Consider the following 11797-nt stretch of genomic DNA (forward strand, 5'->3'; position numbering starts at 1 on the left):
CATGACCGTGTGGCGAATTCAGTAGCTGGGTTGCCAGGCGAGCGGATGGCGAAAGGAAGAGATACAGGGAATTGAGACAGGACGGAACGGTGGTATCGCCAGCGGGAATCGAACCCACATCTAAGTCTTAGGAGGACCTTGTACTATCCATTGTACTATGGCGACACACTAACTCGAAATTATACAGGGATGGCAATTATCGTGGGAAACCCAGGTGTCATCGCTGAGTCAAATAACACCTTTGAAAGGTAATCGAACCCAATCTGGGGGACCATCCTGCCCTGCTGCAACAGGCGCTCTCTAGCGAATTCGGCCTTCCCGCCATCCACGCTATCATCCCCACTCCCGAGCCTGCCGGAGTGCGCGATGTTCGAGTTCATTACTAATTTCCTGGAAAAGAGCGGTTACCTGGGCGTGTTCGCGCTGATGGCGCTCGAGAACATTTTCCCGCCGATTCCCTCCGAAATGATCATGCCCTTCGCCGGCTTCGTCGTCGCGCGGGGCGACCTGAACCTGGTGGGCGTGCTGCTGGCCGGCACGGCCGGTTCGGTGGCGGGCGCCCTGCCCTGGTATTACGCGGCCCGCTACTATGGCTGCGAGCGCCTGAAGCGCCTGGCGGGCAAGCATGCGCGCTGGCTGACGGTCACGCCCGACGATATCGATACCGCTTTGGAAACCTTCCGCAAGCACGGCAAGAAGGCGGTCCTGTTCGGGCGCCTGATTCCGGCCGTACGCACCCTGATCTCGGTGCCTGCCGGCCTGGGTAACATGTCGCTCGGCCAGTTCCTGCTGTACTCGAGCATCGGCTCGCTGGTCTGGACAGGACTGCTGTTGGCGGCCGGTTTCCTGCTCGAAGACAAATACCAGGAAGTGGCGAAGTATGTCGATCCGGTTTCGAAGACGGTGCTGGGCGCGATGCTGGCCTGGTATCTGTACCGCGTGATCACCTGGCGCAAGCCGGAGAAGGCCGACAGCCGCAAGAAGGAACACGAAGCCGGCTAAGCCGGCCGAGGGCCCAGCAATGCCGCCTGCGCGGCGACCGCCTCGCGCGCCGCGTCGAGGGCGCGCGAAATAATGGATGCCTGGGGCGCCGCTTCCGCCCGCGCCAATGCCGTCGCCGCGCTGCGCAGGCCGAGCGTGGCGCAGCCTTCGCGCAGGCGGCGCAGGCGTTCGCTGACCGCTGCCGTATCGCCCGCGGCCAGCGCGGCGTCAATGGCGCCGGCCGCTTCCAGCAGTTGCCGCTCCAGGCCGCCCAGGTAGAGCGCGAGGCGCGCCGCATCGATGCCCAGGCGCTGGGCACTGGCGGCCGGCGCCTCGTCGGATTCGAGCGCCATCAGGTGCGGCCGCAGTCCCTCGACCCGGAACGGCTTGACGACGTAGCCGGTCGCGCCCAGCGCCTCGGCTTCGCCCATCGTCGCGGCATCGTTGGCCGCCGACACCAGCACGAAGGGCAACTGCGCCAGCGCGGGGTGGGCCCGCACGCGCGCCAGCAGCTCGGTGCCGGACAGGTGGGGCATGCGCAGGTCACAGAAGACGATTGCCGGCCGCAAGCCGCCTTCCAGCTGGCGCCAGGCGTCGGCGCCATCTTCCGCTTCGAGGATCTCGTACCTGCCGCAGCTATCGACCAGATGCATCAGCATCATGCGCGACACCACGTCGTCGTCCACCACCAGCACCTTCATCACCGCTCCCGATAACAAACAAGAATAATTACAAGACGCCTGCGACTAAGGCGGGAAGGCGCTCGAACGGGTCGAGCAAGGCGTCGAGCGCCGGCAGCGCGGCAGCGATGTCCGCGTAGCGGCCCACGTCGGCGGCCTCTTCCAGGGCCGCGCACAGGCGCTCCAGTTCACTTGCCCCGAAGTGGGCCGCGCTGCCGCGTAAACCATGCAGGACGCGCGCGCAGGCTTCGGCGTCGCCGGCGTCCAGGGCGGCGCGCAGCTCGGCGCGGCGGCGCGGCAGGTCGGCGGCGAAGGCGGCGCGCATGCGCGCTTGCAGCTCGGCAGCCCGGTCTTGCGGCGGCGCACTTGCATCCGGTTCCGCAATGCCGAACATTGCATCGAGCTCCGCCACGCTCGGCTTGGCCTCTCCCATCGTCGGCAGCGCGATACCACGCTGCAGCTGGCGCTCGATCGCCCGGCTCAGCTGGTAGTGCAGCGCCGCTTCGTCGATTGGTTTCGCCAAGAAACCATCCATGCCGCAGGCAAGGTAGCGGTCGCGGTCCTCGTCGCTGGCGTTGGCGGTGAGGGCGACGATCATCAGGTGCTGGTCCAGCACGGGCGCGTCGAGCGTGCCGCCGGCGCGGATCAGGCGCGTGGCGGTGGCGCCGTCGATTTCCGGCATGCGCCCGTCCATCAGGACGATGTCGAAGCGCGTGCGCGCGCAGGCCGCCACCGCCAGCGCGCCGTTCTCGACGACCTCGATCTGGTGCCCCATGTCCTCGACCATCATGCGGGCGATGATCTGGTTGGTGGCGAAATCCTCAGCGCACAGTACGCGCAGGCGGTGCGTGTGCGGCATGCGCGGCGCGTGTTCGACCGTCGGCGGCTCGACGCCCACCGCCAGCGGGAGCACGAAACTGAAGGTGCTGCCCCTGCCCTGGGTACTGGTCACGCCGATCGTGCCGCCCATCAGTTCGACCAGCTGGCGGCAGATCGCCAGGCCCAGGCCGGTGCCGCCGTAGCGCCGTGTGGTGGTGGTGTCGGCCTGCTCGAATTTCTGGAACAGGCGCGGCAAGGCGTGCGAAGCGATACCGATTCCGGTGTCTTGCACCGAAAAACGTATCATGTGCCCGTCGGCGTGCTCGGGGCCGTCCGGCTGGTCTTCAGGCCGGCGCTCGACCCGCAGCGTGACCTGGCCGCTGGGCGTGAACTTGAAGGCGTTGCCGACCAGGTTGACCAGCACCTGGCGCAGGCGCGTCGGGTCGCCCACCACGAAGCGCGGCAGGTCCTCGGCCAGCTCGATCGCGAAGCCGACGCTGTGCGCGGCGGCCTGCTCGGCGAACAGACCCACCACGTTGTGGATCGCCGCGTCGAGCGCGAAGTCGATGTTCTCGATGGTCAGCTTGCCCGCTTCGATCTTCGAGAAATCGAGCAGGTCATTGATGATCGCCAGCAGCGACTCGGCGTTCGCCTGGCCGCGCTCGATCTGCTCGCGGGTGCTCTCGCGCAGGCCATGGTCGCGCAGCGCGAAGCCGAGCATGCCGATCACGCCGGCCAGCGGGGTGCGCATCTCGTGGCTCATGTTGGCCAGGAATTCCGACTTCTGGCGCGCCGCGTCCTCGGCGCGCTGCTTGGCCAACTGCAGGCGCTGCTCGTTCTCGTACAGCGCGCGGTTGGCCTCGGCCAGTTCACCCGTATTGCGCCGCACCTCGCGCTCGCGTTCGCGCAATTCCTCGGTCTGGCGTTCCAGGCGGCTGTTCTGCAGCGCGATTTCGCGCGTGCGCGAGCTGACCAGGCCCTCCAGGCGTTCCTTCTGGCGGCTCAGGCCGCGTACGCGCAGGAAGTAGCCGGCGTAGCAGACGCCCAGCAGCAGGAAGGCGACGGCGCTGCGGAACCACCAGGTACCCCACACCGGCGGCTCGACCGTGATGCTGAGGGTAGCCGGGGTCTCGCTCCAGAAGCCGTCCTTGTTGGCGGCGCGTACCTGGAACACGTAGTGTCCCGGATCGAGGTTGGTATAGGTGGCGAAGCGCTTTTCGGCGTCCGCATACACCCAGCCCTGGTCGAAGCCTTCGAGTTTATAAGCGAAGCGGTTGCGCTTGGGCGCCGCGTAGTGCAGGGCCGAGAATTCCAGAGAAAATACCGAGTGCTGGGCCGAGAGCGTGATCGCACGCGTGTTTTCGACCGGGCCCCTCAAGAGCCACGGATAGGCCTGCTGCACCGGGCGATTGAAGATCTGGATGCCGGTGATCACGGCGGTCGGCGCGAAGCCGTTGTAGCGCAGCGCGCGCGGGTGAAAAGCGGTGATGCCGTTGAAGCCGCCGAAATACAGGCTGCCGTCGGGCGTGCGCAGCGCGGAGCCGTCGAAATAGGCGCCATCGATGGTGCCGTCGGCCGCCGTGTAGCTGCGCCAGGCGTTCTTGGCGGGATCGAAGCGCGACAGGCCGTTGGTGGTGCTGACCCAGATCACGCCGTCCTGGTCTTCCAGCATGGTCGCCACGGAATCGTCGACCAGGCCGTCGCGCGTCGTGTAACGCACGAAGCTGACCGAGCCGTCGGCGGCCGTGACCATCTTGTTCAGGCCGCCCGCCGTGCCGACCCAGACGTTGCCGTGGCGATCTTCGAGCAGGGCGTGGACTTCGTCGTGGCTGATGCTGCTCAAGTCGTATTGTTCGTGCCGGAAATGACGGAAGCGCTTGTTGGCGCGGTCGAGCAGGTCGAGGCCGTTGAAGGTGCCGATCCAGACCCGGCCGCGGCTGTCCTCCAGCACCGGGCGCACGTTGTCGTCGGCCAGGCTGGCCTGGCGGTTCGGGTCGTGGCGCCAGGATTCGAGATCGCCGCTGCGCGGATCGAGCCGGTGCAGGCCGCCGCGGGTGGCGATCCAGAGCGCGCCGTCGCGCCCCAGCGTGATCGCGCGCACGATATTGGCGTTGACATTGCCCGGCACGAGCACACGGCGCGTGAAGCGTCCGCTGCGCGGGTCGAAGCGGGTGATGCCGGTGCGCCCGCCGATCCAGAGCATGCCGTCGCGGTCGCGCACGACGGCGTTCACCGAGGAGTCGATCAGGCTGTTCGGATTGCCGGGTTCGTGGCGCCAGATGCGGTAGGCCTCGGTAAGGCCCGGGGTCGGGTCGTACAGCTGCAACGACGAGGCCGAGGCCAGCCACAGGCGGCCGCTGCCGTCGTTGTCCATGCCCCGCACGCGGTTGTCGGCCGGCTGGCCCGGACCGTCGTGCTCGCGCACGATGCGGGCAAAACCACCACTGCTCAGGTCCACGCGCGAGGCGCCGGCATACCAGGTGCCGACCCAGAAGGTGCCGACGCGGTCGCGGAACAGGGAGGCGATCCGGTCGTCGCCCAGGCTGTGCTTGTCGGCCACGATCCTGCGGTAGGCTTCGAAGCGGCCCCGGCGCGCGTCCCAGCGGTACACGCCCTGCTCCTGGGTGCCGATCCAGACCTGTCCTTTGCCGTCGTCGTAGATGGCCGTGATCTGGGCGTGCGGGATGCCCTGATCCGGACCGAAGCTGCGCGCGCCGCCGCCAGCCGGCCCCAGGGCCATGCGCTCGAGTCCGTTCATCAGGCCGATCCAAAGCTGCTCCTGGTTGTCGAGCAGCAGCGAATGCACCGCCTCAGCCCGCTTCGAGGCCAGTGGATGATGCGCGAACTGCGTGCGCGCGCGGTCGAGGCTGTCGAGGCCGGCGCCGGTGGCGATCCACAGGCGGCCGCGCTTGTCGAGCGCCAGCGCGGCGACGTCGTCGTTGGAAAGGCTGTTGGTGTCGCCAGGGCGATGGTGCCAGGTCGTGAAGGTGCCGCTGGCGATGTCGAAATGCTGCAGGCCGTCGCCGGTCCCGAGCCAGAGACCGTTCCCGCCGTCGCCGACGATCGCGCGCACGTGCAGGTTGCCGTTGCCGCGCCGGCTGGGCTCGTCGGGCAGGTACTGGCGAAACGCCTGGGTGGCCGGATCGTAGAGCGCCAGGCCGCCGTCGGTGCCGATCCAGAGACGCCCGTGCGGGTCGATGTGCAGCACCCGGACCCAGTTGCTGCCCAGGCTGGTCGGATCGCCGGCGATGTTACGGAAATTCAGGAAGCGGTAGCCGTCGAAACGGGACAGGCCGTTCTGGGTGCCGAACCACATGAAGCCGTCGCGGTCCTGGGCCATGGCCAGCACGGTTTCCTGGGCCAGGCCATCCTCGACGCTCAGGTGCTCGAAGCGCAGCGTCGGCGCGGGTGCGGCCGCGGCCGGCGCGGCGAAACTGCCGGCCAGGGCCAGCAACAGGGCGAACAACAAGGCCTTCATGCTGCAGCCAGGGCGACATGCGCTGCCCCGCCGGCGCCCCGGGGGCGGCGGCAGGAAGCAGGGGGAGAGGGGAATGCAGGTGATTTGTCTGGTTTTCTGTCCACACCGCAAGGTTAGCAAACTATCCCGAACATGAGGGAAATTATTGCCCTAAAGCTACTGCTGTGTGAGGTTTTAGTCCCCTTTTGCCACACCTTCACGTCGCGGATCCGCACCACCGAACCACCAGGGCTCGCCATGGATCTGCATGCGCATGATGCCGTGCAGGCCGGAATTCTGTTCCATCTGGCGCAGCGCATGGCCGCGCGCCTTCAAGGCGTCGACCGTCGACTGTGGGAAGCGCCCTGCTTCGAGCTCGGTCGGCCCGTTGCGGCTGCCGAAGTTCGGCAGTGCAATCGCCTGCTGCACGTTCAGGCCCCAGTCGAGAGTGCCGACCAGCACCTTGGCCACGTAATTGATGATCGCCGGCCCGCCCGGCGATCCCACCGCCAGCACCAGCTTGCCGGTCTTCTTGTCGAACACGACGGTCGGCGACATGGCGCTGCGCGGACGCTTGCCGGCCTCGACCCGGTTCGCGATCGGGCCGTTGGCGTCACGCGAATCGAAGGAAAAATCGGTCAGCTGGTTGTTCAGGATGAAGCCGTCGACCATCTGGCGCGAACCGAAGGCATCCTCGACGGTCGTCGTCATCGACAGTCCGGCGCCGTGGCTGTCGACCACCACCAGGTGCGAGGTCGAGGGCGTTTCGATGGCATTGTCCGTGCCCCAGGCCACGTCATTGCCGAGCGGATTGCCGGCCGGCGCTTCGCCCATCGAGCGCTCGCCGATCAGGGCCGCGCGCTTGCTCAGATACGCCTTGTCGATCAGGGCCGGCAGGCCGCGGCCCGGCAGCGGCACGAAATCGGTGTCGGCCGCGTAGCGGTTGCGGTCGGCATAAGCCAGGCGCCCCACTTCCGAGAACAGGTGCACGGCGTCCGGTCCCGGTACGCCATCGCTTGGGGCCAGCTTGGCTATATCGCGGGTCTCGAACATGCCCAGCATCTGGGCCACGGCGATGCCGCCCGAGGACGGCGGCGGCATGCCGCACACGGTGTAAACGCGGTAGTCGCTGCAGACCGGCTCGCGCACTTTCGGGCGGTAGTCGGCGATGTCCTTCGCGGTGAGCAGGCCCGGATTGGTCGGATGCCCCTTGACCTTGGCCGCGATGTCGCGCGCGATGTGGCCCTTGTAGAAGACGTCGGCCCCGCCCTGGGCGATTTCTTTCAGGGTCTTGGCCAGCGCCGGATTCTTGAGGATGTGGCCGACCGGCCAGGGCTTGCCGGACGGATCGTAGAAATAGGCGGCCGCGACCGGGTCCTTGCGGATGTGGGCGTCCCACATCAAGAGGCCGTTCAGGCGCGGGCTGACGGCGAAACCTTTTTCGGACAGACGGATCGCCGGCGCGAACAGGGTTTTCCAGGGCAGCTTGCCGTGCTGCTTGTGGGCCAGCTCGAGCATGCGCAGCACGCCGGGCGCACCTACCGAGCGACCGCCGACGACGCCGGCCGTGCGCGACAGCGGCGTGCCGTCGGGATTCTGGAACAGGTGCTCGTCGGCCGCTTTCGGCGCCGTTTCGCGGCCGTCGAAGGCTTGCACCTTCTTGCCGTCGTAATGCATCAGGAAGGCGCCGCCGCCGATGCCCGAGCTTTGCGGCTCAACCAGGGTCAGCACCAGCTGGGTGGCGATCGCGGCATCGATCGCGGTGCCGCCCTTTTTCAGGATTTCATAGCCGGCCTCGACCGCGAGCGGATTGGCGGCGGCCACCATGTACTTGCGGGCGGCCCAGCCGGCCTTGTCCTGGTAGCCGGTGGCGATTTCGGGGGCGCGCTGGGCAGTGTCCTGGGCCAGTGCAGCGAATGGCGCAGCAAGCGCCAGCAGTAAGGCCGCGCCTGCGACGGTGTTCAACTTGATCATCGGGTCTCCAAATGAAGCAAGGGCGTGACCGGCCAGCGGCCGTGCACGCCCAACATCGTTGGCATCCTACATCAAATTGTCAGATGCAACATTTTGCTGCTTACTTTGGCTGCATGCGAATCGCACCGTCCAAGCGGATCGTCTCGCCGTTCAGCATCACGTTTTCGATGATCGCCTTCGCCAGGTGCGCATATTCCTTCGGCATGCCGAGGCGCGGCGGGAACGGGACCATCTTGCCCAGCGAGTCGCGCACTTCCTGCGGCATGCCCATCAGCATCGGGGTTTCGAAGATGCCCGGAGCGATCGTCATCACGCGGATGCCGCTGCGCGCCAGGTCGCGCGCCATCGGCAGGGTCATGCCGGCCACGGCCGCTTTCGAGGAACCGTAGGCCGCCTGGCCGATCTGGCCGTCGAAGGCCGCGACCGAGGCGGTGTTGATGATGATGCCGCGCTCGCCGTATTCGGCGGCTTCGGCATTGCCCATCGCTTCGGCGGCCAGGCGCGACATGTTGAAGGTGCCGACCAGGTTGATGTTCACGGCGCGCTGGAACACGTCCAGCGGGTGCGGGCCATCCTTGCCGACGGTTTTCACGGCCGGCGCCACGCCGGCGCAGTTGACCAGGCCGCGCAGCGTGCCCAGGACCGTGGCGGCGGCGACGACCGCCTTGCCGTCTTCCTCCGAGGTCACGTCGCACTTGACGAATTGACCGTTCAGCTCGGCTGCCAGTGCGGCACCGGCTTCCGCCTGCACATCGGCGATGACGACCTTGCCGCCCGCCTCCGTGATCATGCGCGCGGTGGCCGCTCCCAGGCCCGACGCGCCGCCGGTGATGATGAACACATTGTTCTGAATTTGCATGGTTTTCCCTTTTTGCGTTCGTGGTGACGTTTACGTTAACGTCAACCAGCAGGATTGTAGCGAACTTTTGCCGGGAAAAACCACGTTTGTCTTAAAAGCTTGGCCTTGCGGTCAGAAGCACTGCATGGTGTTGCCGGTGCGGGTACACAGACGTCCCTGGCTGTTGACGGCGGCATTGCCGACGCCCGTGTTGTAGGTCGCGCCGTTCGTATCGGTGCAAGTGCCGCCGTTGCAAACGTTGATCTGGGCCGGACCGGGTCTCAGCGCCACGGGTTGCGGGGGCGGCGGCGGTGCCAGCGACGGCGCGCCTGACGGGGCCGGCGGCACGACATCGATGCGCTGCGGGCTGGAGCGGCGCGCGCTGCGCTTTGCATTTTTCTTCGTATCCTTGCCCTTGTCGGTTTTGGCCGGATCTTTCGGCTGCGGTGCCGGCCGCGCCGACGGATCCACCTCGGGCGCGGTTCCGGGCGGCACGGCGCCGGACTTTTCTTCCTGGGCCTGCGGCGTCTGTTCGGGCTGGGCGCCGGGTTCGGATTTCAGGGGCTGGGGGTGCAGCACCGGGCCGTAGCTGGGACCGGCCGGAGCCGGGCTCACCGGTACCGGGCGCGATTGCCCGCTTGCTTGCGAGCCTGCCTGGGCCGCCGCCGGCCCGGCCACCGATGCGGCCGCCAGCGCCGCCAGCAGGACGATTGCGATTTGCGCGGCGCGCAGCGGCTTCGAATGTTTCGCGTGTTTCATGGTCGCCTCCATCTGGCCAATCCGCATGGCCGATGGGGCAATTATCTGCCGCCATGCGGCTGGGTGGCGCGCGCAAGCCGGCATGTGCGACGCTGTCATCTCCACGTCAGCTTCAGACCTTAGGCTGGAGGAAGGCGCCCGGCGAGGCGGCAATCGACAATGGAGACATGCATGCAGACCGTACACGAGCTCTACCAGGCCAAGCGCGGCAGCGCCCTGGATGCCCTGGCGCACTTGCGCGACGACGACATGATCATCGTGCCGACCGGTGTCGGCGAACCGCCGACCCTGCTGACGGCCCTGTCCGAACAGCGCAGCCGGTGGAATGGCGTGCGCGTGGCGCAAATCCTGGCGATGCGCAAGTTCGGCTACTTCGAGCAGGAGACGGCCGGCCATGTGCGCCACGCCGCCCTGTTCTTCGGCGGCGCCTCGCGCGCCAGCGGCCAGGGCGGCTGGTGCGACTTCATCCCGAACTATTTTTCCGAAATCCCCACCCTGATCGAACGCGGCCTGATGCCGGCCGACGTCGTGTTCGCCATGGCCTCAAGCATGAACGCGCAGGGCTGGTTCGCGCTCAGCCTGGGCACCGACTACACGATGGCGGCCGTGGCCAAGGCGCGCGTCGTGGTCCTGGAAGTCAATCCGAACGTGCCCTTCGCCCACGGACACTGCCACGTCCACATTTCGCAGGTGACAAGCCTGGTCGAAAGCGAGGACCCGATCCTGGAAGTCGGCTTGCCGGCGATCGGCCCGGTGCAGGAAGCGATCGGCAAGTACGTGGCCGAGATGATCGAGGATGGTTCCACCCTGCAGATCGGCTATGGCGGCATTCCGGATGCGGTCGTGCAGCAGCTGACGCACAAGCACGATCTCGGCGTGCACACCGAGATGATCGGCGACGGCATCCTGCAACTGGTCGCGTGCGGCGCCGTCACCAACCGCAAGAAGACCCTGCTGCCCGGCAAGATGGTCGCCACCTTCGCCCTCGGTTCGCGCCGCCTGTACGACTTCATGCACCACAACCCGATGCTGGAGATGCATCCGTCGAACTTCACCAACGATCCCTACATCGCCGGCCAGAACGATAAACTCGTGTCGATCAACGCCAGCCTGCAGGTCGACCTGCTCGGCCAGTGCGGCAGCGAAAGCATCGCCCACCTGCCCTATTCCGGCACCGGCGGCCAGGTCGACTTCGTGCGCGCGGCCAACCGCTCGCGCGGCGGCAAATCCTTCATCGTGCTGCCCTCGACGGCGAAGGACGGCACCGTCTCGCGCATCGTGCCGACACTGACGCCGGGCACCCACGCCACCACCAGCAAGAACGACGTCAACTACGTCGTGACCGAATACGGCGTGGCTCAGCTGCGCGGGAAATCGGCCAAGCAGCGCGCGCAGGAACTGATCGCGATCGCGCACCCGGACTTTCGCGGCTGGCTGCGCGAAGAGGCGAACAAGATGTGTGTGTTCTGACAGCCGCGCCGCCGTTTATTCCGGCGGGCGCCCTTCGTGCATGCTTGCGCGCAGCTGCTCGCGGAAGGCCGGCGTGTCCTGGTGACCGTGCACGCTGACGGCGTGCTGGACGGCGACCTCCATCAATTCCTGCTCGCTGTCGGCGGCGATGGTGACCGAACAGTTCTTTTCGCTCGGAAACTCGCGGCAATCGATGAACTTGCGTGCCATGATGACCTCCTCAGCCGGTGTCCTCGCCTTCAGTATAGGAAGCGCCGGCGCCAGTTCAAGTAAGCGACTATCGGAGGAAAGATGAGTGACAGCATCAGGATCGAAGAGAACGACCACCTGCGCGGCCCGCGCGACGCCCAGGTGACGCTGGTCGAATACGGCGACTTCCAGTGTCCCTATTGCGCCCGCGCGCATGCGGCGCTCAATCAATTGATGCGCCAGCATGAGGGGCGCGTGGCCCTCGTGTACCGCCACCTGCCCCTGAGCGACTTGCACCCGTTTGCCGCCCGTGCTGCGGAAGCGGCCGAGGCCGCCGGCGCCCAGGGCAAATTCTGGGAAATGCACGACGCCCTGTTCGAGAACCAGGCCATGATGGGCGAGGATGCGCTGCCGGGCATCGCCGCCAGCCTGGGACTCGATACCCGGCGCTTTGCGCGTGAACTGGACGAGGGCAAGCACCGCGCCCGGATCCAGGCCCAGGCCGAAGAGGCGCATGCGCTCGGCGCCAGCGGCACGCCGAGCTTCTTCATCAACGGCAAGCGCTACCACGGCGACTCGGACCAGGCATCGCTGGCCGCGGCCTTGCAGGAAGCGCTCGGCCGCACCTGA

General features: G+C 67.0%; 9 protein-coding genes and 1 tRNA gene. 3 read left to right on the forward strand and 7 right to left on the reverse strand.

The window, feature by feature from the left end; translation table 11 throughout:
* Positions 1–90 precede the first annotated feature (90 nt).
* Positions 91–165: transfer RNA gene (locus C2862_RS07380), tRNA-Arg, on the reverse strand.
* A 201-nt stretch (positions 166–366) separates the two neighbouring features.
* On the opposite strand from C2862_RS07380, the gene C2862_RS07385 reads away from it, so the two are divergent.
* Positions 367–1002 carry a DedA family protein gene (locus tag C2862_RS07385; RefSeq protein WP_136219475.1) on the forward strand — a complete coding sequence of 212 codons (636 nt, stop codon included), beginning with the start codon at positions 367–369 and terminating at the stop codon, positions 1000–1002.
* Here C2862_RS07385 and C2862_RS07390 read toward each other — a convergent pair.
* The 5 genes from C2862_RS07390 to C2862_RS07410 form a co-directional block, all read right to left on the reverse strand.
* Positions 999–1682, reverse strand: a complete 684-nt coding sequence (locus tag C2862_RS07390) for a response regulator (protein WP_136219476.1) — start codon at positions 1680–1682, stop codon at positions 999–1001. The two genes, C2862_RS07385 and C2862_RS07390, sit on opposite strands and share 4 nt — an antisense overlap.
* 28 nt (positions 1683–1710) lie before the next feature.
* Positions 1711–5958, reverse strand: a complete 4248-nt coding sequence (locus C2862_RS07395) for a hybrid sensor histidine kinase/response regulator (protein WP_136219477.1) — start codon at positions 5956–5958, stop codon at positions 1711–1713.
* Positions 5959–6132: 174 nt separating this feature from the next.
* The gene (gene ggt, locus C2862_RS07400; protein WP_136219478.1) at positions 6133–7911 is read right to left on the reverse strand and encodes a gamma-glutamyltransferase; all 1779 of its coding nucleotides are present in this window, start codon (positions 7909–7911) and stop codon (positions 6133–6135) included.
* 100 nt (positions 7912–8011) lie between these two features.
* Positions 8012–8770 (reverse strand): 3-hydroxyacyl-CoA dehydrogenase, encoded by a 759-nt coding sequence (locus C2862_RS07405; RefSeq protein ID WP_136219479.1) that lies wholly within the window; start codon positions 8768–8770, stop codon positions 8012–8014.
* A 111-nt stretch (positions 8771–8881) separates the two neighbouring features.
* Positions 8882–9508, reverse strand: a complete 627-nt coding sequence (locus C2862_RS07410; protein ID WP_136219480.1) for a hypothetical protein — start codon at positions 9506–9508, stop codon at positions 8882–8884.
* A 171-nt stretch (positions 9509–9679) separates the two neighbouring features.
* Here C2862_RS07410 and C2862_RS07415 point away from each other — a divergent pair, with 171 nt between their 5' ends.
* Positions 9680–10978, forward strand: coding sequence for an acetyl-CoA hydrolase/transferase family protein (locus C2862_RS07415; RefSeq protein WP_136219481.1), 1299 nt, complete (start codon positions 9680–9682; stop codon positions 10976–10978).
* A gap of 15 nt (positions 10979–10993) precedes the next feature.
* Here the strand turns inward: C2862_RS07415 and C2862_RS07420 are convergent, their stop codons facing one another.
* Entirely contained in the window at positions 10994–11188 is a 195-nt protein-coding gene (locus C2862_RS07420; RefSeq protein WP_136219482.1) for a DUF1059 domain-containing protein, read from the reverse strand.
* 81 nt (positions 11189–11269) lie between these two features.
* Here C2862_RS07420 and C2862_RS07425 point away from each other — a divergent pair, with 81 nt between their 5' ends.
* On the forward strand, positions 11270–11797 hold the full coding sequence (locus C2862_RS07425) for a DsbA family protein (RefSeq protein WP_136219483.1): 528 nt from the start codon (positions 11270–11272) through the stop codon (positions 11795–11797).

The sequence above is a fragment of the Massilia sp. Mn16-1_5 genome (assembly GCF_004798585.1).
Taxonomy (GTDB): Bacteria; Pseudomonadota; Gammaproteobacteria; order Burkholderiales; family Burkholderiaceae_D; genus Telluria.